The 21,183-nt window shown below is 68.8% G+C and carries 22 protein-coding genes; 16 read left to right on the top strand and 6 right to left on the bottom strand.

Going from position 1 to position 21,183, the window contains the following annotated elements; all coding sequences use genetic code 11:
- The 8 genes from ASE31_RS04495 to ASE31_RS04460 form a co-directional block, all read left to right on the top strand.
- A partial coding sequence (locus tag ASE31_RS04495; RefSeq protein WP_057200790.1) for a TetR/AcrR family transcriptional regulator occupies window positions 1–691 on the top strand: 691 nt, incomplete at its 5' end.
- Window positions 688–1,689, top strand: coding sequence for a tripartite tricarboxylate transporter substrate binding protein (locus ASE31_RS04490; RefSeq protein ID WP_057200345.1), 1,002 nt, complete (start codon window positions 688–690; stop codon window positions 1,687–1,689). The genes ASE31_RS04495 and ASE31_RS04490, both read left to right, overlap by 4 nt.
- Entirely contained in the window at window positions 1,686–3,188 is a 1,503-nt protein-coding gene (locus ASE31_RS04485; protein ID WP_057200344.1) for a carboxylesterase/lipase family protein, read from the top strand. The genes ASE31_RS04490 and ASE31_RS04485 overlap by 4 nt, the downstream gene beginning before the upstream one ends.
- Before the next feature lie 103 nt (window positions 3,189–3,291).
- Window positions 3,292–4,095 carry a GntR family transcriptional regulator gene (locus tag ASE31_RS04480; protein WP_057200343.1) on the top strand — a complete coding sequence of 268 codons (804 nt, stop codon included), beginning with the start codon at window positions 3,292–3,294 and terminating at the stop codon, window positions 4,093–4,095.
- A complete protein-coding gene (locus tag ASE31_RS04475) occupies window positions 4,092–4,901 on the top strand; it encodes a transporter substrate-binding domain-containing protein (RefSeq protein ID WP_057200342.1) in 810 nt (269 codons plus the stop codon). The genes ASE31_RS04480 and ASE31_RS04475 overlap by 4 nt, the downstream gene beginning before the upstream one ends.
- 181 nt (window positions 4,902–5,082) lie before the next feature.
- The gene (locus tag ASE31_RS04470; RefSeq protein ID WP_057200341.1) at window positions 5,083–5,757 is read left to right on the top strand and encodes an amino acid ABC transporter permease; all 675 of its coding nucleotides are present in this window, start codon (window positions 5,083–5,085) and stop codon (window positions 5,755–5,757) included.
- Window position 5,758: 1 nt separating this feature from the next.
- Window positions 5,759–6,412 (top strand): amino acid ABC transporter permease, encoded by a 654-nt coding sequence (locus tag ASE31_RS04465; protein ID WP_057200340.1) that lies wholly within the window; start codon window positions 5,759–5,761, stop codon window positions 6,410–6,412.
- Entirely contained in the window at window positions 6,396–7,193 is a 798-nt protein-coding gene (locus ASE31_RS04460) for an amino acid ABC transporter ATP-binding protein (protein WP_057200339.1), read from the top strand. The genes ASE31_RS04465 and ASE31_RS04460 overlap by 17 nt, the downstream gene beginning before the upstream one ends.
- Before the next feature lie 62 nt (window positions 7,194–7,255).
- Here the strand turns inward: ASE31_RS04460 and ASE31_RS04455 are convergent, their stop codons facing one another.
- Window positions 7,256–7,717, bottom strand: a complete 462-nt coding sequence (locus ASE31_RS04455; RefSeq protein WP_082604024.1) for a hypothetical protein — start codon at window positions 7,715–7,717, stop codon at window positions 7,256–7,258.
- A 272-nt stretch (window positions 7,718–7,989) separates the two neighbouring features.
- Between ASE31_RS04455 and ASE31_RS04450 the strand changes: the two genes are divergently transcribed.
- Both ASE31_RS04450 and ASE31_RS04445 read left to right on the top strand, forming a co-directional pair.
- Complete coding sequence (locus ASE31_RS04450) at window positions 7,990–8,436, top strand: hypothetical protein (RefSeq protein WP_057200337.1); 447 nt, start codon at window positions 7,990–7,992, stop codon at window positions 8,434–8,436.
- A 333-nt stretch (window positions 8,437–8,769) separates the two neighbouring features.
- The gene (locus ASE31_RS04445) at window positions 8,770–9,342 is read left to right on the top strand and encodes a cob(I)yrinic acid a,c-diamide adenosyltransferase (protein ID WP_057200336.1); all 573 of its coding nucleotides are present in this window, start codon (window positions 8,770–8,772) and stop codon (window positions 9,340–9,342) included.
- A gap of 25 nt (window positions 9,343–9,367) precedes the next feature.
- Here ASE31_RS04445 and ASE31_RS04440 read toward each other — a convergent pair whose 3' ends face one another.
- From ASE31_RS04440 to ASE31_RS04425, 4 genes are all read right to left on the bottom strand, one after another.
- Window positions 9,368–10,177, bottom strand: coding sequence for a GntR family transcriptional regulator (locus ASE31_RS04440; RefSeq protein WP_057200335.1), 810 nt, complete (start codon window positions 10,175–10,177; stop codon window positions 9,368–9,370).
- A gap of 73 nt (window positions 10,178–10,250) precedes the next feature.
- Window positions 10,251–11,474, bottom strand: a complete 1,224-nt coding sequence (locus tag ASE31_RS04435; protein WP_057200334.1) for an amidase — start codon at window positions 11,472–11,474, stop codon at window positions 10,251–10,253.
- 10 nt (window positions 11,475–11,484) lie between these two features.
- Window positions 11,485–12,399: a polysaccharide deacetylase family protein gene (locus ASE31_RS04430; protein WP_200961069.1), complete on the bottom strand. Its 915-nt coding sequence runs from the start codon at window positions 12,397–12,399 to the stop codon at window positions 11,485–11,487.
- Complete coding sequence (locus tag ASE31_RS04425; protein ID WP_057200333.1) at window positions 12,396–12,845, bottom strand: hypothetical protein; 450 nt, start codon at window positions 12,843–12,845, stop codon at window positions 12,396–12,398. The genes ASE31_RS04430 and ASE31_RS04425 overlap by 4 nt, the downstream gene beginning before the upstream one ends.
- A gap of 267 nt (window positions 12,846–13,112) precedes the next feature.
- On the opposite strand from ASE31_RS04425, the gene ASE31_RS04420 reads away from it, so the two are divergent.
- The 5 genes from ASE31_RS04420 (at window position 13,113) to ASE31_RS04400 (ending at window position 19,845) form a co-directional block, all read left to right on the top strand.
- The gene (locus tag ASE31_RS04420; protein WP_057200332.1) at window positions 13,113–14,306 is read left to right on the top strand and encodes an ABC transporter substrate-binding protein; all 1,194 of its coding nucleotides are present in this window, start codon (window positions 13,113–13,115) and stop codon (window positions 14,304–14,306) included.
- Window positions 14,307–14,381: 75 nt separating this feature from the next.
- A complete protein-coding gene (locus tag ASE31_RS04415) occupies window positions 14,382–15,260 on the top strand; it encodes a branched-chain amino acid ABC transporter permease (protein WP_057200331.1) in 879 nt (292 codons plus the stop codon).
- A gap of 62 nt (window positions 15,261–15,322) precedes the next feature.
- Window positions 15,323–17,815, top strand: a complete 2,493-nt coding sequence (locus tag ASE31_RS04410; protein ID WP_057200788.1) for a branched-chain amino acid ABC transporter ATP-binding protein/permease — start codon at window positions 15,323–15,325, stop codon at window positions 17,813–17,815.
- A 10-nt stretch (window positions 17,816–17,825) separates the two neighbouring features.
- On the top strand, window positions 17,826–18,215 hold the full coding sequence (gene hpxZ, locus ASE31_RS04405; protein ID WP_057200330.1) for an oxalurate catabolism protein HpxZ: 390 nt from the start codon (window positions 17,826–17,828) through the stop codon (window positions 18,213–18,215).
- 40 nt (window positions 18,216–18,255) lie between these two features.
- On the top strand, window positions 18,256–19,845 hold the full coding sequence (locus tag ASE31_RS04400; protein WP_057200329.1) for a gamma-glutamyltransferase family protein: 1,590 nt from the start codon (window positions 18,256–18,258) through the stop codon (window positions 19,843–19,845).
- Between the two features lie 11 nt (window positions 19,846–19,856).
- On the opposite strand, the gene ASE31_RS04395 is transcribed toward ASE31_RS04400, so the two are convergent.
- Window positions 19,857–20,282 carry a hotdog fold thioesterase gene (locus ASE31_RS04395; protein ID WP_057200328.1) on the bottom strand — a complete coding sequence of 142 codons (426 nt, stop codon included), beginning with the start codon at window positions 20,280–20,282 and terminating at the stop codon, window positions 19,857–19,859.
- Window positions 20,283–20,445: 163 nt separating this feature from the next.
- Here ASE31_RS04395 and ASE31_RS04390 point away from each other — a divergent pair.
- Window positions 20,446–21,183 (top strand): zf-TFIIB domain-containing protein (locus tag ASE31_RS04390; RefSeq protein WP_057200787.1); only part of this gene is annotated, 738 nt, incomplete at its 3' end.

Here is a 21,183-nt window from a genome sequence, read left to right as displayed (position 1 = left end):
CCCCCCCCGGCGCACGCATGCCGAGCGCAGTGCCGCCACGCGCCAGCACCTGATCGCCACCGCCATCGATGTGATCCAGAGCAAGAGCTTCGAGGAGATGTCCATCCACGAGCTGGCCCGCTCGGCCGGCATGACCTCAGGGGCCGTGCAGCACCACTTCGAGTCCAAGGCCGTGCTGATGATGCGGGTGCTCAGCGAGCTGATCGACTCGGGCCGCCAGGACGGCCAGCTGTGGCCTGCCGCCGCGCTCGCACCGCCGCAGCGCGCAGCGCAGTTCGTGCATGCCGCATGGAACCTGGTCTATGCCCAGCCGCGCTTCATCGTGGCCTGGAACATCTATCTCGGTTGCCGCAACCAGCCCGAAGTGCTGGCCCACATCGCCGCGCTGCGCGCCACGCTCAATGCGAAGATGCGCGCCGGCTTCTTCGACACCTTCCCCGAACTCACTGGCCATGCAGACCGCGAGGCTTTCCTGGGCCTTGTGTTTTCCACACTGCGCGGCCTGGGCCTGCTGCAGTTGTTCACCCCTGTGGTGGATGGCCCTGCACACAAGGCTGCCCACATCGCACAGCTCGAATGCCTGGCGGGCCTCATTGCCGCCCGCTGCCAGGAGGAAGGTGGCGGCGGCAAGGCCCGCAGCCGCCAGCGCACAGCGCGTACCAAGACGCCAACGACAGGAGACAAACCATGACTGTGCAGTATCTGCATTCACCAACCTCACCGCGCGTGCTGATGGCCGCTGCGTGCCTGGCCGTGGCCACGGCTGCAGGCGCGCAACCGGGTGCCTACCCCTCCAAGCCCATCCAGATCATTGCCCAACAGCCTCCCGGCAGTGGCTCGGACGCCATGACCCGCGTATGGGCCGACTGTGCCGCCCGCGAGTTGGGCCAAGCCGTGGTCGTACAGAACAAGCCTGGGGCCAATGGCATCCTGGCGGTCAACTATCTCAAGGCCCAGCCAGCCGATGGCTATAGCCTGATGAGCATCGGCATGTCGCAGATGTCCATCACGCCGTATGTGTACAGGCAGCAGCCCTACGATCCTTTGCGCGACTTTGATGGCGTTTCCGTCCTGGGCACCTCGCCGCTCGTGCTTGCCGTGCCGGCGGGGCAGGGTATCACCCGCCTGGCCGACCTTGAGAAGCTGGCGCGTGCTACCCCGGGCGGCCTCAACTTCGGCTCACCGGGCAAGGGCAGCCCTGCGCACCTGCTCACCACCGCCCTCATGGACCGCATGGGTGTGCCAGCCACCCATGTCCCCTTCGTCGGCGAGGGCGCTGGTCTCACGGCGCTGATGGGCCAGCAGATCCATGCGATGACCCTGGTGATCGGAACGGCCACCGCTCAGGTCAAGGCCGGCAAGCTGGTGCCGCTGGCCCTATTTGCAGCCCAGCGCTCACCGCAGTTGCCTGACGTGCCCACCATCGCCGAAGCCCTGCCCGCCGCTGGCGACCTGGCGCGGCCCTCATGGATTGCAGTGGTGGCACGGGCAGGGACACCGCTAGACTTGCTCAACAAGCTCAATGCGGTGACGGACAAATGCCGCAGCGATGCCCAGTACAAGACCCGCCTTGAGACCATGAACGTGACACTCACGGGATCCACCCCCGGCGATGCGCTCGCCTGGGCTACCCGCGATGCTGCCGTGTGGCGCCCTCTGATCGACAAGCTGGGCCTGGCCACGGAATGACGCTGCACGCGCCGATCCGGCCTGCGGCGCCCGAGGCCGTGCTGGCGCACGGTGGCCGCTTGCGCGGGGTCTGGGAGTCCGGTCTGCGCGTGTTCCGGGGGGTGCGCTATGCACTGGCGCCTTACGGAGCGCGCCGCTTTCTGCCGCCTGTGGCCGTGCCGGCCTGGAGCGGCGTGCGCGATGCCGTGGCCTTTGCGCCCATGGCGCCGCAGTGGGCCCGGGCCGCCTTGGCCGGTGCGCCAGTGCAGGGCGGGGAAGATTGCCTGGCACTGAATATCTGGGCGCCTGAGGCAGGGGCCGGCGAGCACCTGCCGGTGATGGTGTGGGTGCATGGCGGCGGGTTCTTTCGCGGCAGCGCCAGCGATCCCTTGTACGACGGCGCAGCATTTGCGCGCCAGGGCATCGTGTTCGTGTCGCTGCAATATCGCCTGGGGGTGGACGGTTTTCTGCATGTGCAGGACGCGATAGCCAACCGCGGCCTGCTCGACCAGGTGGCTGCCCTGAAATGGGTGCAGGACCACATCCACGCCGTTGGCGGTGACCCGGCGCGGGTGACGGTGTTCGGCCAGTCCGCAGGTGGCGGTGCCCTGGCCTGCCTGCTGGGCATGTCGGTGGCGCAGGGGCTGTTCCAGCGCGCCATCCTGCAAAGCCCAAGCATCGCCTGCCAGGACCTGGCAGAAGCGGCTGCGGTACGCATGGCCATCGCAGCGCTGGTGGGGGTGGCGCCCACGCGCGATGCGTTGGCGGCAGCGCCGCTGCCTGCGGTGCTGCACGCCGTGCACCGCCTGGCTGCGGAGCCGGCCCTGCGGCTGCAGCATGGCATCGACGGACGCAACTTCTTTCCGCTGCGGCCCGTGGTGGATGGCACGGTGCTGCCTGCGCCGCCCTTGCAGGCCATGCGTGATGCATGTGCACTGCCTAGCCTGCAGGTAATGGTGGGCAGCAATGCCGATGAGATGCGCCTGTACCACGTGCCCGGTGGCGCGGTGGACCGCGTGACGGGTGCGCAGCTGCAGTCCTTTGCCGATGCCGTGGGCTTGCCGGCCAATGGGCTGCAGGCCTATGCGGCGGCTGCAGGGCAGGGCGTCACCACCCCGGGCGAACTGCTATGCGCTGTGCAGTCGGACTATTACTACCGCGTTCCCGCGCACCGCATCGCCTCCATGGCCGGCGCCCTGGGCGTAAAGGCGTACCTGTACCAATTCGACTGGAGGTCGCCCCAGTGGCGTGGGCGGCTGGGCGCGGCCCATGCGGTGGAACTGCCCTTTGTGTTCGGCAACTTGCGCTCCGCGCAGGGGCTGGAATTCACGGGCGCTTGCGCACCACAGGCACTGTCGGACGCCATGCACGGTGCCTGGGTGCGCTTTGCAACCAGTGGCGATCCGGGCTGGCCGGCCCATGCGCAAGTGGCGCCATGGGCCATGCACTTCAATGTGCCATCCCGGTGCGTGCCAGATCCAGCAGCCGCTCACTGGTGGGTCTGGGACGGCATTCTCTAGCACTCCGACGGGGCAGGCCATGCCTCGGACACTCCGGTGGTGCGCCAAGCTGGTGCATTGCGCTTGTATACCAGTTGGCACGGTTTCTGCGTAACGGGATGCAATGACCTCCGCCACCGACATCAGCAACCGCATCATCGAAGCCGTGATGGCCCAGAAGCTGGCCCCGGGCTCGCGCCTGGGCGAGCAGCAGCTGGCCATGCTGTTCGATTGCAGCCGCACCATCGTGCGCGAGGCGCTCACGCGGCTGTCCACGCGCGGCATCGTCACCGTGAGCGCGCGCCGCGGCTGGTACGTGATCGAACCCTCCGAGGACGAGGCGCGCGAGGCCTTCGAGGCGCGCCGCGTGATCGAACTCGGCCTGCTGCACCAGCTCAAGTCGGTGGACAAGGCGGCGCTGCGCCAGCTCAAGAGCCACCTGCAGCGCGAGAAGGCGGCCCTGGCCGGCAGCGACGTGGGCGCGCGCAGCTTTCTGCTGGGCGATTTCCACGTCTGCCTGGCCGAGTGCCTGGGCAACAGCCTGCTGGCCGACACGCTGCGCGATTTCACGGCGCGCACCACGCTGATCGCCATGCTCTACCAGTCCTCGCACGACGCGGCCCAATCGTGCGCCGACCACGTGCGCATCGTCGAGGCGCTGGAGGCCGGCGACATCGCCCGCGCCGAGGCCCTCATGTCCGAACACATCGGCACCGTGCAGGACGCGCTGCGCCTGCAGGCCAGCCACGACCCGCTGGCCGAGCTGCGCGATGCGCTGGCGCCCGTGCGCAAGAGCGCCTCGGCACCCGCAGCCGAACCCGCCAAGGCGCGTGCACCGCGCAAGGCCAGTGCTGCCGCAGCGAAGAAAAAGAAACCTGTTCCCCCACCGTCCGACGACGCATCCACCTACCTAGGAGCCTTGCTATGACCACCCGTGCCACCACCCGCCGTTCCACCCTGGGCCTGCTGGCCGCCGCCGGCCTGTCGGCCGCGCTGCTGGCGCCCGCCGCGCATGCGCAGAACGCGCTGGACAACATCCTCAAGGCCAAGGAAATCAAGATCGCCATCCCCACCGACTACCCGCCCTACGGCTTCGTTGGCACTGACCTCAAGCCCCAGGGCCTGGACGTGGAGATGGCCAACTACATTGCCGCCAAGCTGGGTGTGAAGGTCGAGCTGATCCCGGTGACCAGCGCCAACCGCATCCCCTACCTGCAGACGCAGAAGGCCGACCTCGTCATCTCCACCCTGGGCAAGAACCCCGACCGCGAGAAGGTGATCGACTTCACCGCCGCCTACGCGCCGTTCTTCCAGGCCGTGTTCGCGAGCAAGAGCCTGTCGATCAAGAGCTTTGCCGACCTGACCGGCAAGTCGGTGGCCGTGACGCGCGGCGCCATGGAAGACCAGGAGCTGGCCAAGGTCGCGCCCGCCGGTGTGGACGTCAAGCGCTTCGAGGACCATGCGGCCAGCATCTCGGCCTTCGTGTCGGGCCAGACGCAGGCGATTGCCACCAGCGCATCGACGGCCGGCACCATCATGGTCAAGAACCCGAACCTGGCCACCGAGTACAAGCTGCTGCTCAAGGACAGCCCCAACTTCATCGGCGTGGCCAAGGGCGAAGACAAGCTGCGCCTGCGCGTGAACGAGATCATCGCCGAGGCCAGGAAGTCCGGCGACATCGACAAGCTGTCCAGCAAGTGGCTGGGCCGCCCAGCAGGCGACCTGCCGCAGTAAGCGATTGATAAAACTCTTCTGGCGTTGTTGCTGCGTCTTGTCGTACTAGCGTACTGCCTGCGACGCAGCGCCTAGCCAGAACCGCTTCGCTGAGTTTTCTCAACCGCTCTTCCAGGCGCATTCCATAGACTCCTTCCTGCACAGGCCTGCCGCGCGATGAGCGCGGCGGGGTAGGCACACCATGCTCATCCAACTGGATTTCTCTGCCGTTTTCTCGCAGTGGCCTCTACTGCTGCGCGGCGTGGCCTGGACGATAGGGCTCACCGTGGTGGGCACGGTGCTGGGCTTGCTGCTGGGCACGGCCTGCGCCTGGGCGCGCTCGCGCAACCTGGGTCCGCGCCCGGCGGCGCTGCGCTGGGTGGTGGCCGCGTACGTGGAGCTGGTGCGCAACACGCCGTTCATCGTGCAGCTGTTCTTCCTGTTCTTCGGGCTGCCGGCGCTGGGGCTCAAGCTCTCCCCCGAGCTCGCGTCGGTGCTGGCCATGGTGATCAACCTCGGCGCCTACTCGTCCGAGATCATCCGCGCCGGCATCGAGGCCACGCCGCGCGGCCAGGTGGAGGCCGCCGCCAGCCTGGCGCTCACCCCCGGCCAGACCTTCCGCCGGGTGGTGCTGCCGCCCGCACTGCAGAAGGTGTGGCCCTCGATGGTGAGCCAGATCATCATCGTCATGCTGGGCTCGGCTGTGTGCGGGCAGATCTCCACGCCGGAGCTGAGCTACGCCGCCAATCTGATCTCCAGCAACACCTTCCGCGCGTTCGAGGCCTTCATCGTGGCCACCATCGTGTACCTGGCGCTGTCCATGCTCACCCGGCGCCTGCTGGTGTGGGTGGGCGCGCGTTTCCTGATCGGGAGGTAATGTGGTCGAATTCTCCATCTGGGATATCTTGCGCAACCTGCTCGGCGCCGCGCGCTGGACGGTGAGCCTCTCGCTGATCGCCTTCATTGGTGGCGGCCTCGTCGGCATGGCGCTGCTGGTGCTGCGCCTGTCCAAGCTGCGCGGTGCGCAGCGCGCCATCAGTGCCTATGTGCAGGTCTTCCAGGGCACGCCGCTGCTGATGCAGCTGTTCCTGGCCTACTTCGGCATCGCGTTGTTCGGCATCAAGACCTCGCCGTGGACAGCGGCGGCCTTTGCGCTCACGCTCTACACCAGCGCCTACCTCACCGAGATCTGGCGAGGCTGCGTGGAGTCCATCCCCAAGGGGCAGTGGGAGGCCGCGCAGAGCCTGGCGCTCAACTTCCGCGAGCAACTGCGCCACGTGGTGCTGCCGCAGGCGCTGCGCATCGCCGTGCCGCCCACGGTGGGCTTTCTGGTGCAGGTGATCAAGGGCACGGCGCTGGCTTCTGTGATCGGCTTCGTCGAACTGACCAAGGCCGGCAGCATGATCTCCAACGCCACCTACAAGCCCTTCCTGGTCTACGCCTGCGTGGCCCTCATGTATTTTGCGCTGTGCTTCCCGGTGAGCCTGGTGGCGCAGTCCCTCGAAAGGAAACTCCATGGCAACCGGCACTGACACCACCACCCCTGCCACCGCAGCCCCTGCCGATGTGCTGCCCGGCCGCCCCATCGTGGACATCACGGCGCTACGCAAGTCCTACGGCACGAACGAGGTGCTCAAAGGCATCGATCTGAAGGTGCAGCGCGGCGAGGTGATCGCCATCATCGGCAAGAGCGGCTCGGGCAAGAGCACGCTGCTGCGCTGCATCAACGGCCTGGAGGTGTTCCAGGAGGGTGCGCTCAGCGTCAACGGCCAGAAGCTCATGCACGAAAGCCCCACCGCCATGCGCGCGTTGCGCCAGCAGGTGGGCATGATCTTCCAGAACTTCAACCTGTTTCCGCACCTCTCCGTAGGCCGCAACATCATGCTGGCGCCCACGCTGGTCAAGGCGCGCGACGCCAAGGCCGCCGCCGAGCAGGCGCGCAAGCTGCTCGAACGCGTGGGCCTGGCCGAGAAGTTCGACACCATGCCCGACCAACTGTCGGGCGGGCAGCAGCAGCGCGTGGCGATTGCCCGTGCGCTGGCGATGGAGCCGCAGGTGCTGTTGTGCGACGAGATCACCTCGGCGCTGGACCCGGAACTGGTGGGCGAGGTGCTGCGCGTGGTGGAGTCGCTGGCGCTGGAAGGCATGACGCTGATGATGGTCACGCACGAGATGGCGTTCGCGCGCAAGGTGGGCGACCGCGTGATCTTCATGCACCAGGGCCGCGTGCACGAGACCGGCACGCCTGCCGAACTCTTTGGCAGTCCGAAGACGCCCGAGCTGCAGCAGTTTCTCTCGTCGCTGCACGACTGATTGGCGGGCAAAAAAGAAGCACGCCGCAGCGTGCTTGTGGATGGACGGGGAGGTGGGGTCGATCAGGACTTGGCGGCCAGGGCAAACTCTTCGAGCGACAGGAACTTGTCCTTGTTGCGGTCCAGGGCCTCGAACTTCTGGCTGATGGCTGGCAGCATCACGGCTTCCTGCGGGCTCAGCTGGCCATCGCGGTTGGCATCCGCCCGCGCAAAGGCGACGCCGGCCTGCGAGTTCTGCACCTGTTGGGTGGAGTTGGCCGTGCCGCCGAGCTGGGGCGCCAGGGCGGGCGATGCGGTCGTGGCGCCGTGGGGGATGGGCGGGGTCACCCCCAGGCTCGGTGTCGCAGGCCGGGTGCTGTTGGCCGGCGCGGTCAGCGGTGGGTTGTTGGTGGTGTTCTGCGCATGGGCTGTGGACGCCGCAGTGAAAGAACCGATGGAAAGCACGGCAAACAGCAGGGCGCTGCTGGCATCGAAGGGGTGGGCCGCTTTGCGCGATGGGGTGTTCACGGTCGTTGGGGTCTTCATGGGTGCTGAGCTCCGAAGTTGAACAGGCCACCATTGCACCGCAGATGGCTGTGGGCAGCCAGCCATTTTGCCGGCTGTTGCCTGGGCCTACATTTGCCTGCCCGGTGTAACTCTTGGTGTAGGACGCCCGGCCGAATGCGCTGCGACCTAGCGCCGCGCGGGCGCTTGAAGTCCCACGTCAGTCCCTGCGCAAGTCCTACAGGCCGGATCACGGATCGCTTGAACAATGGACCCAGAGCACTCAACGCTCTTCTTCTGACAAGGACTCTCCAATGACTACCAAGCACACCCTCATCGCTTCCCTGGCCGTTCTCGCCTGCAGTGCCGCGCTGGCACAGGCCCCCGCTGGCGTGGGCAAGACCCCTGCCGAAGTGAGCCCGTCCGCATCGGGTGGCGCAGCCGCCACCTCTGCACAGAACAAGGTCGACAACAAGAAGGCCAACTCGTCGGCCGCCGTAGCCAACCCCGCTGCTGGCATGGGCAAGGGTGCTCCCGCCCCTGAAATCGATGCTACCGCTGCCGGCGGCAAGGCAGCAGCCAACGCTGAGAAGAAGACCAACGCCCGCCTGATGGACGCCAACGGCGACGGCATGGTCTCGCGCGCCGAGTGGGATCGCTACCATGCTGACGCATGGGCCGGCATGCAGTCCAGCGCCAAGAACGGCCTGGTCTCCACTGCCGAGATCGACGCTGCCAACCGCCGCGCCACGGTCCAGTGATCGCCGCCATCGCGGCAGATGAATCCGGTGCGGCTGGCACTCGCCCTGGTGCGGGTGCCGCCCACCGGCCCCGTCCGGCGGGTGGCGCACTACCCGCACCTTCTTTCTCCATGCAGTGACGTGACACCTGCCTTTCAGGGGCATGGTTGGCATGAACTGCATTTGCCGTTTCCGCTTCTGCCTTTTCCCATGGGTTCAGGCGCCAATGTGCGGCGATGAATGACAATGCGGCGCATGGCTGTCGAGAAGGGTGTCCTGCACCTGCGATGGCAATCCCCATTCAACGAAACAGCGTTGCCGGACTTCTGCAGACGCTGCGCACAGGAGGCCTCCATGGGCAATCGACTCACCGCCATCGCCACTCGCACGGGCGATGCCGGCACCACCGGGCTGGGCAACGACCAGCGCGTCTCCAAGAACAGCACCCGTATCCATGCCATGGGCGATGTGGACGAGCTCAACTCCCACATCGGCCTGCTGCTGTGCGAACCCTTGCCGGATGATGTGCGCAGCCTGCTCGTGCAGGTGCAGCACCAGCTGTTCAACCTGGGCGGCGAGCTGTCCATCCCCGGCTACGAACTGCTCAAGCCCGAGGCCGTGCTGCAGCTGGACGAAGCGCTGGCGCACTACAACGCATCACTGCCACGTTTGCAGGAGTTCATCTTGCCCGCAGGCACCCGAGCCGCGTCACAGGCCCATGTCTGCCGCACCGTGGCCCGGCGCGCCGAGCGTGTGGTGGTGGGCCTGGGCAGCGAAGAAACCTTGAACGACGCGCCGCGCCAGTACCTCAACCGCCTGTCGGACCTGATGTTCGTGCTCGCCCGCGTGCTCAACCGCATGGATGGCGGCGACGACGTGTACTGGCAGAGCGAGCGGCTGGCCCGATCACAGGCCGCCGACAACTGATCACCGCGGATATCTTGCGGAGGCCTCAGGCCATACCCAGCATGCGCGCCAAATTGTTGTCGCTGCGTTCCTGTTGCAGCGTGATGCTGTGCTCCAGCGCCAGCAGATGCGCTTCCATCTCGCGCGCCGCACCGTCGGCGTCGCCCTGGGCGATGAGATCCACCACGCGTTCATGCTCTTCGTGCTCGCACGAGGCCTTGCCGGGTGGCTCGTACAGCGCCACGATCAGCGAGCAGCGCGAGACCAGTTCCATCAGGTAGCGCTGCAGCACCGGGTTGCGTGCCAGCTCGGCCAGTCGCAGGTGGAAGGCACTGGCCAGCCGTGCCCAGGCGGGCTGCGTGAAGCGGTGCATGGCGTCGTGTTCCTGCGCAAGCTGCCGGCGCAGCGAGGCGATGTCCTCGCGCGTCGCATGGCGCGTGGCCAGGCGCACGATAGAGCCTTCGAGCGCGCGGCGCGCCTCGAACACCTGGCGTGTCTCCTCGGGCGTGGGCTCGGCCACGATGGCACCGCGGTTGGGGCGCAGGTCCACGATGTGGTCGTGCGCCAGCGCCTGCAGCACCTTGCGCACGGTGGCGCGGCGCACGTCGAACAGCTCGCACAGCGAGGCCTCGGGCAGCTTGGTGCCGGGCGTCAGGCGCTGGGTCATCACGCTCTCGTACACCGTGTTGTAGATGCGTGTTTCCACGTCGTCGCCCGTGCGCAGGCCCGGTAGGCCGGGCAGGTCGCTTTCCTGCAGTTGCGCGGCCGCCTTGAGCGGCACTGCCGCAGGGGATGGTGTCGAGGTGGTGGCCCGCGGTGGCTTGGCGTCGGCGCGGGGAGTTGTCTTGGTGGCCATGGTGTTCGCCCGGAATGCCTGCTGTCTGTCGTCGCGCGGCCCGGCGGATGTTGTTACCCCCATTGTCGCGCCTTCAGAGCCTGCCGTCCTGCAGCGCCTGCCAGACCTGCACCGCCAGGCGCACCAGGGCCAGGTCGCTGCCCGCCGGGCCGATCAGCGACACCCCTGCGGGCAGGCCACCGGCCGTGGCCAGTGGCAGGCTCACCTGCGGCAACCCGGCCAGGCCTGCGATGCAGCAGATGCGCAGGGTGCGCGCGCGGATGGCATCGATCTCGGTGCCCCCGGCGCTGCGCAGCGGTGCCACGCTGGCGGCCGAGGGCACAACCAGCACCCTATCGCTGCCGACAAGCGCACGCACCTGGGCGCGAGCGGCCTGCCCTGCGGCCCGCGCAGCCCCGGCGGCTTCGGCCGTGACCTGGGATGCGGCTTGCCAGCGGCCGGCGATGGCGTCCTCGAATCCCGGCGGATGGGCGCTGATCCATTCGCCATGGGCCTGCCAGGCCTCATGGGCGCCCCAGGCCACATAGTGGCGGCGCCAGTCCTCCAGCGAACTGCCCTGGGTTGCCGTTGCCGCGCCCGCCCCCTGGGGCAGGATTCTGGCGAGCACTTCCCCCACGCGGGGCAGCAGTGCGGCCACCTCGGCGTCGGCCTCGGCGGCCGCGTCCTGCAGCACGACGGCGCGCGCCGCCGCGAAGGAGGTGGCAGGCAGCAGTGCCTGGGCCACACGTTCGAAGGCGCCGGCATCGTGCGCGAACCAGGTCGCCGTGTCGAAGCTGTCGTGCAGCGGCACCAGGCCTTCGCGCGACACCAGGCCATGCGTGGTGCGCAGCCCCCACACGCCGCAGTAGCTGGCTGGCACGCGGGTGGATCCACCCGTGTCGGTGCCCAGCGCAAAGTCCACCAGCCGCGCGGCCACTGCCGCGACCGATCCGCTCGACGAGCCCCCGGGGATGCGGTCGGGCGCGGCGCTGTTGAGCGGCATGCCGTAGTGCAGGTTGTGGCCGTGGATGCTGTAGGCCAGCTCGTCCGAAATGACCTTGCCGCACAGCGTGGCCCCGGCGTCGAGCAGCTGTTGCACCAGCGCGCTGTGGCGCGTGGGCACCGGGTGGCTGGCCAGCCAGGCGGGGTTGCCGGCGCCCGTTGGGTGGCCGGCCACGTCGAACACGTCCTTGGCGGCAAAGCGCAGGCCGGCCACGGGGCCGCCGGGCGCCCCTTCGATCACGAAATGGCCGTGGGGCACCCAGGCATGGACGGTGTCGGTGAAGGGCAGGCCGGGGGAGGCGATGGGGTGGTGCATGGGGCGGGGCTCAGGCAGAAGGGAACAGGGCATCCACGTGCGCGCAAATGGCGCCGGGCGTGGTGAACCAGACGGCACCGGCATCGCGCGCACGAGCCACATGCTCCAGCGCGCGGCGCAGATGCCGCAGCCGGTAGGGCTGGCCCACGAGATAGGGGTGCAGGGCGATGCCCATCACCAATGGCTGCGTAGCCGATTGCTGCAGCATCTCGTCGAAATTGTCGACAATCATCTGCGCGAAATCCTTGCCGTCGAGTTGGCGCGCAACGATCATCGGGATGTCGTTGAGCTCCTGCGGGTAGGGAATCGACCACAGCCGCTGGCCGCTGCGCGTGCGCATCGGCACGGGCTGGTCATCGTGCGCCCAGTTCAGGGTGTAGCGGTAGCCTGCCTCGGCCAGCAGGTCGGGCGTGGTGGGGCTCTCGGAGATCCAGGGCGAGAGCCAGCCCGTAGGCGCGCCACCGCCGGCCTGTGCGATGCGTTCGCGGCAGGCGGCCAGCAGCGCGGCCTCCTCGGCTTCGGCGAAGTCGCCCTGGCGCTCCGAATTGGTGTGGCCGTGGCCGATCAGCTCGTCGCCCCGTGCCGCACAGGCTGCAAGCAACTCCGGGCAGTGGTCGTACAGCGCGGTGTTCAGGATGCAGCCGGCCGGCAGGGCCAACTGGTCGAACAGCTCCAGGCAGCGCCAGGCCCCCACGCGGTTGCCGTACTCGCGCCAGCTGTAGTTGAGCACGTCGGGCTCGGGCGATGCCGGGCCGATGCGCGCACCCAGGCCCCCGCCGAAGGCGAAGTGCTCCAGGTTGAAGCCCAGGTACACCGCCAGGCGCGCGCCGTTCGGCCAGGTGTAGTCGGGGCGGCGGGTGATAGGGCTGTAGCCGAAGCGCCCGTGGCCTGGCAGGGGGCCATCGCCGTAGATGCTGGTGATCATGCGCCGGCACCTTCGGTCGGCCAGGGCGCGGCCAGGCCGGCACGCACCAGCAGCCATTCGGCGCTGTCGTTCCACACGTCCATCCGCACGATCAGGCCGCGCTGCAGCACGTAGCGGTCCACATAGCGGTTGCCCTCGAACGGCGTGCCATCGGGCCAGGCGCCGTAGAGCGTGCCCGTGTTGTAGACCACGGCCTCTTCGTGCGTGGCGCCGGCCACGACGTCGGTGCTCTCGAACTTCTTTTTCACCCAGGCATAGCGCGTGGCGTTGAAGGCGCTGCACTCGGCCGGCTGGCGCATTGGGCGCCCGCCGGTGAAGCGGATGACCAGGCCGGGTGCGACGAAGCGGCTCGCAGCCACGGGGTCCGGAATCATCACCAGGCGCAGGAACTCTTCGACGGTGGCGCCGGCATCCTGGGTGGGTGGGGTGTGTGCTTGCTGCTGCATGTTGGTGCTCCTGATCGCACCACCGGAGTGCGAAATATTGCGGGGGCTGCTTCGGAATGGGGCGGAACGCGGTGAACTGCCTTTGGTTTTTATTGTCAGCAAAGCGTGTGCCAGATTGTCGACAATGACATATCAATAAAGTTACCAATAGATATTGGTGTTTGTTGACATTGGCACGTTGCTTGCTGGTGGAGCCTCCCGAGGCGGACCGACACCCGCCCACCGATCCGTTCATTTCCGTCCACCCGCCACTGCAGGAGAACCGCCATGCCTTTCACCACACGCCGCCGCTTTGCCTTCGCCACGCTCGCCACCGCTGCCTGGGCCGCCATGGGCGCCCTGAGCGCTGCCCATGCCGCCGAGCCCATCAAGGTCGGCTTGGTCACGGCGCTCTCGGGTCAATCGGCGCTGGCGGGGGACGCCATCACGCGCGGCCTGACCATTGCCATCGAGGAGATCAACGCCAAGGGCGGCCTGCTCGGCGGCCGCAAGCTCGAACTGGTGCGCCGCGACGACGAGGCCAACCCCGCCAAGGGCGTGACGGCCGCGCGCGAACTGATCTACAAGGAAAAGGTGGCCGTGCTCTTCGGCGGGCTGGACACGCCGGTCTCCATTGCCATCGTGCAGCTGGCCAACCAGGAGAAGGTGCCCTTCATGGGACCCTGGGCCGCAGGCACGCCGGTGACCAAGAACGGCGCCAAGCCCAACTTCGCGTTCCGCGTCTCCGCGGTGGACGAGATCGTCGACCGCGGCATGCTGGCCTATGCGCAAAAGACCTTCAATGCCAAGAACCCCGGCATGATCCTGGTGAACAACCCCTGGGGCGAGTCCAACGAGAAGGGCCTGACCGCAGCGCTCACCGCCAAGGGCATGAAGGCCGCCGGCATCGAGAAGTTCGGCGACAGCGACGTGGACGTGGTGCCCCAGCTCACGCGCCTGAAGGCCGCAGGCGCCGACGCGCTGTTCCTGGTCGGCAACGTGGGCCCCTCGGCCCAGGTGGTCAAGTCGCTCGACCGCATGGGCTGGCAGGTGCCCATCGTCTCGCACTGGGGCCCTGCGGGTGGCCGCTTCACCGAACTGGCCGGCCCCAATGCCAAGAACGTGCACTTCGTGCAGACCTACAGTTTCTTCGGCAAGCAGGGCCCGGTGGGCGAGAAGGTGCTGGCGGCCCTCAAGGCCAAGTACCCCGAGATCAAGGGCCCCGACAACATCACCCCCGCCGTGGGCGTGGCCAACGCCTACGACGCCATGCAGCTGGCGGCGCTGGCCATCACCCAGGCCGGCAGCACCGAGGGCGACGCCGTGCGCCAGGGCTTCTACAAGATCGGCAAATACGACGGACTGATCAAGGGCTACGACAAGCCCTTCAGCGAAGGCAACCATGACGCGCTGAGCGAAAACGACTATGTCTGGGCGCAGTTCATAGGCAACCGCATCCTGCCGGTGGGCCTCGAAAAGTAAGCAAGCCACGCCATGCAGTCCCGCGCCCGCAGGGGTGCGGGGCTTCCCTGCACTTTCACTACTTCGATCACCACGATGCTTTTTCTCTCCGCCCTCATCAGCGGCATCGGCCTGGGCAGCATGTACGGGCTGATGGCCCTGGGCTTTCACGTCACCTTCGTCGTTTCCGGCACCGTGAACTTCGCCCAGGGCAGTTCCATGATGCTGGGCGCCGTGCTCACCTACGGCTTTGCCATGGTGCTGGGCTGGCCCATGGCGCTGGCGGTATTGCTGGCGCTGCTGCTGTGCGCGCTCTACGGCCTGGCCGTGGAATTCTTCGCCGTGCGCCCCTTCGCGCGCCGGGGCTCCGACGCCTGGCTCATGGCCACGGTGGCGCTGGGCATCGTGGTCGACAACCTGGCCATGTTCACCTTCGGCAAGGAGCCGCGCAGCCTGCCGTCGCCGCTGGCCCAGGCACCGATGACGCTGGGCGACATCGGCCTGGGTGTGTACCCGCTGCAGCTCATCATCCCGACCATCGGCCTGGTGCTGGCCGCCGTGCTGCATTTCGTGGCGCGGCGCACGCGCTGGGGCACGGCCATGCTGGCCGTGGTGCAGAACCGCGATGCGGCCCGGCTCATGGGCATCCCCATCGGGCGGGTGGTGTCGGCGGCGTTCGCGCTGTCGGCCGTGTTCGCCGGCGTGGCGGGCGTGCTCATCGCGCCGCTAGTGAACGTGCAGTCCGACATGGGCACGCTGTTCGGCCTCAAGGCCTTTGCGGTCGCCATCCTGGGCGGTATCGGCAGCGCCTGGGGCGTCATGGCTGCGGGCCTGCTGTTCGGTGTGGCCGAGGCGCTGATCACCTCCACGCTGGGCTCGGGCTACACGCAGATCCTCACTTTCTCGCTCGTCATCGTGGCGCTGGCCGTGCGGCCCAACGGGCTCTTCGGGCGTGCCCTGGTGCGCAAGGTATGAAGACGATTTTCTCCTCCATGCAGAACGCACCTTCCCTTCCTTCGTCCGCGCGCGGACTGGCCATGCCCACCCTGCTCGTACTCACTTCGCTGGGCGTGGCCGCGGGCCTGGCGCTGGCCACGCAGGTCAATGGCTATTACGTCTTCGTGCTGGCCAACGTGGCGCTGCTGGCGCTGGTCGGTATCGGCCTGAACGTGCTGCTCGGCCTGTCGGGCCAGGTCTCGTTCGGGCACGTGGGCTTCTACGCCATCGGCGCCTATGCGGTGGCCATCCTCACCACCAAGGCGGGCTGGAGCTTCTGGGCCGCATGGCCGGTGGCTGCCGTGCTGGCGGGCGCCATGGGCGCACTGCTCGCCCTGCCGGCGCTGCGCGTCAAAGGCCCGTACCTGGCCATGGTGACGATTGCCTTCGGCCTGATCGTGGAGCACAGCGCGGTGGAGATGCGCGAGCTCACCGGCGGGCAGAACGGCATCATGGGCATTGCCGCGCCGGCACTGGGCATCGATGCGCTGCGTGGCGAGCGCGCCATTGCCGTGCTGGCCATCGTGGCCGTGGCGGTGGCGCTGCTGGCCTATGTGCGGCTCTCGCGTGGCGCCTGGGGCGCCGCGCTGCGCGCGGTGCGCGACTCGGAGACGGCGGCCGAGTCCATCGGCCTGAATCCGCTGGTCGTGAAGACCGTGGCGTTTGCGGTGTCGGCCCTGCTCGCGGGGCTGGCGGGCGGGCTGTATGCGCCGCTGTCGGGCTTCGTCACGCCACACAGCTTCTCCTTCCTGCAGTCCATCCTGTTCGTGCTGGTGGTGATGATCGGCGGCGCCGGCAGCATCGCCGGGCCGCTGGTGGGCGCGGTCATCGTGGGCCTGCTGCCCGAGCTGCTGTCCAGCCTGGAGGAGTACCGCCTGCTGTTCTTTGGCGCGCTGTTGCTGGTGGTGCTGTGGGTGGCGCCGCAGGGCCTGGTGGGCCTGTTCGCGCGCCTGCGCCGCAGCATGCCCGCCAGTGCCGAAGCTGGCGCTGCCCCAGGCGGCTCTCTGCCGGTCCTGAAGCCTGAGGGCGGCCGTGCGCTGAGCGCACAAGGCCTGTCCATGGTGTTCGGCGGGGTGCGCGCGGTGAGTGAGCTGTCCTTTGCCGTGCGGCCCGGCGCCGTCACCAGCCTGATCGGGCCCAACGGCGCGGGCAAGAGCACGGTGCTCAACATGCTCAGCGGTTTCTACACGCCCACCAGTGGCGGCGCGCTATTGGGCGATGAGCCCTTGCAGGGTCGGGGCGCCTGGCGCATCGCCCGGGCCGGTGTGGCGCGCAGCTACCAGACCTCGCAGCTCTTCGGCTCGCTGAGCGTCCTCGACAACGTGGCCCTGGCGCTGGCACGCGGTGGCCTGGGCCCGTTGCTGGGCGATGGCCGCGTATGCTCGCCCGGTGCCCGGGACCAGGCACGCGCCCTGCTGGCCTGGTGCGGCTACCGGGGCGCCGTGCAGGTGCCGGCTGCCGACCTGGCGCACGTCGACCGGCGCCTGGTGGAGATTGCCCGCGCACTGGCCATGCGGCCCGAGGTGCTGCTGCTCGACGAACCGGCCGCAGGCCTGTCGACGGAGGACAAGGACCAGCTCTCCGCCCTGCTGCGCCGCATTGCCGACCAGGGCGTGGGCGTGCTGCTGGTGGAGCACGACATGGCGCTGGTGATGGGCCTGTCGGACCATGTGGTGGTGATGGAGTCGGGCCGCCACCTGGCCGAGGGCACGCCGGCCGAGGTGCAGGCCCACCCCGCCGTGCGCAAGGCCTACCTGGGTGATGGCGCAGGCGGTGCGGTGGCGGTGCATGCCGCCGCAGCGCGTGCCCTGCTGGCCGATGCCCCCGAAGTGCTGGGCGTGGGCCGGCTCACCACCGGCTATGGTGCCGAGCCCGTGCTGCACGCCGTGGACCTGCGTGTGCGCCAGGGCGAGATGGTGGCCCTGCTGGGCGCCAACGGCGCGGGCAAGTCCACGTTGATGCGCACCCTGGCAGGCCTGCACCGGCCGCTGTCGGGCGGCATCCACATGGACGGCGTGGAGTTGGGCCCGCTGCGCGCCGAGCAGATCGTGGCGCGCGGCCTGGTGCTGGTGCCCGAAGGGCGCCAGGTGTTCCCCGAACTCTCGGTGCTCGACAACATCCGCCTGGGCGCCTTCCTCCACCCCGAGGGCCGCGAGGCCCGGGTGGAGGAGATGCTGCAGCGCTTTCCGCGCCTGCGCGAGCGGCTGCACCAGCGCGCCGGCCTGCTCTCGGGCGGCGAGCAGCAGATGCTGGCCATCGCCCGCGCCCTCATGAGCCGCCCGCGCGTGCTGCTGCTCGACGAGCCCTCGCTGGGCCTGGCGCCCAAGGTCATCGAAGAGCTGTTCGCCTCGCTGGCGCGCCTGCGCGATGAATCCATGACCCTGGTGCTGGTGGACCAGATGGCCGCGCTGGCGCTCTCGCTGGCCGATCGGGCCTATGTGCTCGAAGGCGGGCGTGTGGTGGCCCAGGGCACGGCGGCGGAGATCGCCGCCAACGATGCCCTGACCCGGGCCTACCTCGGCGGTGGGCATTGAACTGAGCGCCATGGACACCAACACCACCATCAACTTGCCCTATGTCCTCGCCGAGGTCACGGCTGCCTTTGCGCGCTACGAGCATGCCCTGGTCCACAACGAAGTGGAGGTGCTCGATGCGCTGTTCTTCCACAGCCCGCACACCGTGCGCTACGGCGCCACGGAATGCCTCTACGGCATTGATGCAATCCGCGCCTTCCGCAGCGGCCGTCCGGCGGCCGGCCTGGCGCGAACGCTGCGCAACACCACCCTCACCACCTACGGGCGCGACTTTGCCACCGCCAGCACCGAGTTCACGCGCGAAGGCAGCGCGCGCACGGGCCGCCAGCAGCAGACCTGGGTGCGCATGCCCGGCCAGGGCTGGTGCGTGGTGGCGGCCCACGTGTCATTGATGGACTAGCATTCGCTCCAAGAAGAACCAACCCCAGGAGACATTTCCGATGTTGCACAGCCTGCAAAGCCGCGGTGGCATGGTCACCGCCCCCCACCACCTGGCCGCACAGGCCGGCGCCGCCGTGCTGCGCGAAGGCGGCAATGCGGTGGAGGCCATGGTCGCGGCAGCCGCCGCCATCGCCGTGGTCTACCCGCACATGAACGGCCTGGGTGGCGATGGCTTCTGGCTCATCCACACGCCCGGCACGGCGGCCCCGGTGGCGGTGCGCGCCTGCGGTGGCGCGGCCCAGGCGGCGGATGCCGCCTTCTACCAGGCGCACGGCGACGCGGCCATCCCCACGCGCGGGCCGCGCGCGGCGCTCACCGTGGCCGGGGCCATCGGCGGCTGGGCCGAGGCGCTGGAAGTGGCCCGCGCCTGGGGCGGCAAGCCCCTGCCGCTGGCACGCCTGCTCGAAGACGCCATCCGCCATGCGCGCGAGGGCGTGCCCATCACCACCTCGCAGGTCGAACTGACCCGCGCCAAGTGGGCCGAGTTGGAGCATGTGCCCGGTTTCGCCGCCGCTTTCGCGCCCGAGGGGCAACCGCACCGGGGTGATACCTTGCGCCAGCCGCGCACCGCAGCCACGCTGCAGCGCCTGGCCGAGGCCGGGCTGCACGACTTCTATCGCGGCGACCTGGCGCGCAGCATGGCGCGCGACCTGCAGGCCCTGGGCAGCCCGCTGGCGCTGGCCGACCTGGAGGGCTGGCACGCCCAGCAGGTGGCACCGCTGTCGGTGCAGTTGTCGGCCGGCCGCGTCTTCAACCAGCCGCCGCCCACGCAGGGCGTCTCGTCGCTGGCCATCCTGGGCCTGTTCGACCGCCTGGGAGTGGGCCAGGCCGAGGGCTTCGACCATGTGCACGGCCTGGTCGAATCCACCAAGCGCGCCTTTGCCTGGCGCAACAAGCACGTGGGCGACCCGGCGTACATGCGCGCCGACCCGGCGGCCTTCCTGCAGGCCGATTCGCTCGACGCCGAGGGCGCACGCATCGACAAGGCCCGCGCCGCGCCCTGGCCCGAGCCCACGGAGCCCGGCGACACGGTGTGGATGGGCGCCGCCGATGCCCAGGGCAACGTGGTCAGCTACATCCAGAGCATCTATTGGGAGTTCGGCAGCGGCATCGTGCTGCCCGAGACGGGGCTGCACTGGCAGAACCGCGGCGCCTCGTTCACGCTGGGCGCGGGGCCCAACCAGCTCGCACCCGGGCGCCTGCCGTTCCACACCCTCAATCCGGCGCTGGCGCACCTCAAGGATGGGCGCGTGCTGGCCTACGGCACCATGGGCGGCGAAGGCCAGCCGCAGACCCAGGCGGCGGTGTTCACGCGCCATGTGCTCTTCGGCCAGGACATGCAGGCCGCAGTGACCGCGCCACGCTGGCTGCTGGGCCGCACCTGGGGGGACAACTCCACCAACCTCAAGCTCGAATCGCGCGCCGACCCGGCCCTGGTGGAGCGGCTGCGCGCCGCCGGCCACGACGTGCAGATGGTGGGTGCCTTCGAGGACATGATGGGCCATGCCGGGGCGGTGGCGTTCCACCCCGATGGGCGCATCGAGGGCGCGACCGATCCGCGCGCCGACGGGGTCTGCGCGGCCGTTTAGGCCGTATTGCCTCAGCGCGGCGCCAGGATCGCCATAGTGATGCGCGACACGCAGGTCATCTCGCCCGCGTCGTTGACCATGTCGATCTGCCACACATGCGTGGTGCGGCCGATGTGCACCGGGCGGGCCGTGCCCGTCACCCAGCCGCTCTGGGTGGAGCGCAGGTGGTTGGCGTTGATATCCAGGCCCACGGCGCGGTAGCCCTCGGGGCAGGAGTGGGCGGCGCCCACCGAGCCCAGGGTTTCGGCCAGCACCACGCTCACGCCGCCGTGCAGCAGGCCGTAGGGCTGGTGGGTGCGCTCGTCCACGGGCACGCGGCCGCGCACGAAGTCGTCGCCGACTTCCAGGAACTCGATGCCCAGGTGCGGCACAGCCGTGCGCAGGCTGTGGTGGGTGAGCGATTCGACGGTGATGGGTTTCTTCCAGATGGCAGGCATCGTTGATCTCTTCTCTCGCAGAGGGCGCCGTCAGGCGCCTGTCGGGTTGGCAACACGCCATTGTGCTTCGGTTCGGCGACCTGGGCCGCGGGTTGCGTCGCCTGCGGGTCCGCCCGCCAGCGCGCTACCATGGCTGTATACCCGCCGGCTTTCCACCCGCCCCATGCAGCACCTGCCCTCTTGCCCCTCCTGCCGCCAGCCCATGGAAGCGCACCAGTTCGCCACGAACCAGGGGGGCATGCAGACGCTCGACCTGTGCTTTGCCTGCCAGGGCATCTGGTTCGACCGCCACGAGAACCTCAAGCTCGCGCCTGCGGCGGTAGTGGAGCTGTTCAGACTGCTGCACGAGCACCGCACGGACGAGCGGCGCCCGTTGCAGAACAGCCTGGCCTGCCCGCGCTGCGTGCGCCCGCTGGCGCACGGTTTCGACCTGGTGCGCAGCGGCCGCTATGTGCTCTACCGCTGCGCCAGCCAGCATGGCCGCTTCAGCACCTTTTCGTCCTTCATGGTGGAGAAGGGCTTCGTGCGCCACATGACCAAGCCCGAAGTGGCCGACCTCGCCAAGCGCGTGGGTGCCATCTACTGCACGGGCTGCGGCTCGCCGGTGGACATTCGCAAGGACCACGCCTGCCCCTACTGCCGCGCTGCGTTCTCGCTGATCGACCCCGAGGCCGTGCAACGCGCGCTGGAGAGCTATGCCCAGGCCGGTCAGCGCGCCGCCCAACTGCACCCGCCCCAGCGCACCGACCTGGCCGACGCACTGGTGTCGCTGGAGCGTGACCGCACGCGCGCCGAGCGCGAGCGGCAGAAAGAGCGCTTCACCAGCGGCGATGCGTCCGACGCGAGTGTCACTGGCGATCTGCTCGTCGCCGGGGTGGCCCTCGTCTGGGGCATGCTGAGT

Origin of the sequence: Acidovorax sp. Root217, assembly GCF_001428645.1 — a bacterium.
In the GTDB taxonomy this organism is placed as follows: Bacteria; Pseudomonadota; Gammaproteobacteria; order Burkholderiales; family Burkholderiaceae_C; genus Acidovorax.
The sequence above is the reverse complement of the archived record's forward strand: the minus strand, read 5'-3'. Positions and strand labels throughout refer to the sequence as shown.

Excerpts from the sequence above, each read along its gene's own strand:
- ASE31_RS04480 (WP_057200343.1), top strand. The coding sequence starts at position 3,292 with ATGACCTCCGCCACCGACATCAGCAACCGCATCATCGAAGCCGTGATG.
- ASE31_RS04395 (WP_057200328.1), bottom strand. The coding sequence starts at position 20,282 with ATGCCTGCCATCTGGAAGAAACCCATCACCGTCGAATCGCTCACCCAC.
- ASE31_RS04420 (WP_057200332.1), top strand. The coding sequence starts at position 13,113 with ATGCCTTTCACCACACGCCGCCGCTTTGCCTTCGCCACGCTCGCCACC.
- ASE31_RS04410 (WP_057200788.1), top strand. The coding sequence starts at position 15,323 with ATGCCCACCCTGCTCGTACTCACTTCGCTGGGCGTGGCCGCGGGCCTG.
- ASE31_RS04460 (WP_057200339.1), top strand. The coding sequence starts at position 6,396 with ATGGCAACCGGCACTGACACCACCACCCCTGCCACCGCAGCCCCTGCC.
- ASE31_RS04470 (WP_057200341.1), top strand. The coding sequence starts at position 5,083 with ATGCTCATCCAACTGGATTTCTCTGCCGTTTTCTCGCAGTGGCCTCTA.
- ASE31_RS04430 (WP_200961069.1), bottom strand. The coding sequence starts at position 12,399 with ATGATCACCAGCATCTACGGCGATGGCCCCCTGCCAGGCCACGGGCGC.
- ASE31_RS04415 (WP_057200331.1), top strand. The coding sequence starts at position 14,382 with ATGCTTTTTCTCTCCGCCCTCATCAGCGGCATCGGCCTGGGCAGCATG.
- ASE31_RS04475 (WP_057200342.1), top strand. The coding sequence starts at position 4,092 with ATGACCACCCGTGCCACCACCCGCCGTTCCACCCTGGGCCTGCTGGCC.
- ASE31_RS04450 (WP_057200337.1), top strand. The coding sequence starts at position 7,990 with ATGACTACCAAGCACACCCTCATCGCTTCCCTGGCCGTTCTCGCCTGC.
- hpxZ (WP_057200330.1), top strand. The coding sequence starts at position 17,826 with ATGGACACCAACACCACCATCAACTTGCCCTATGTCCTCGCCGAGGTC.
- ASE31_RS04400 (WP_057200329.1), top strand. The coding sequence starts at position 18,256 with ATGTTGCACAGCCTGCAAAGCCGCGGTGGCATGGTCACCGCCCCCCAC.
- ASE31_RS04445 (WP_057200336.1), top strand. The coding sequence starts at position 8,770 with ATGGGCAATCGACTCACCGCCATCGCCACTCGCACGGGCGATGCCGGC.
- ASE31_RS04440 (WP_057200335.1), bottom strand. The coding sequence starts at position 10,177 with ATGGCCACCAAGACAACTCCCCGCGCCGACGCCAAGCCACCGCGGGCC.
- ASE31_RS04455 (WP_082604024.1), bottom strand. The coding sequence starts at position 7,717 with ATGAAGACCCCAACGACCGTGAACACCCCATCGCGCAAAGCGGCCCAC.
- ASE31_RS04425 (WP_057200333.1), bottom strand. The coding sequence starts at position 12,845 with ATGCAGCAGCAAGCACACACCCCACCCACCCAGGATGCCGGCGCCACC.
- ASE31_RS04490 (WP_057200345.1), top strand. The coding sequence starts at position 688 with ATGACTGTGCAGTATCTGCATTCACCAACCTCACCGCGCGTGCTGATG.
- ASE31_RS04435 (WP_057200334.1), bottom strand. The coding sequence starts at position 11,474 with ATGCACCACCCCATCGCCTCCCCCGGCCTGCCCTTCACCGACACCGTC.
- ASE31_RS04485 (WP_057200344.1), top strand. The coding sequence starts at position 1,686 with ATGACGCTGCACGCGCCGATCCGGCCTGCGGCGCCCGAGGCCGTGCTG.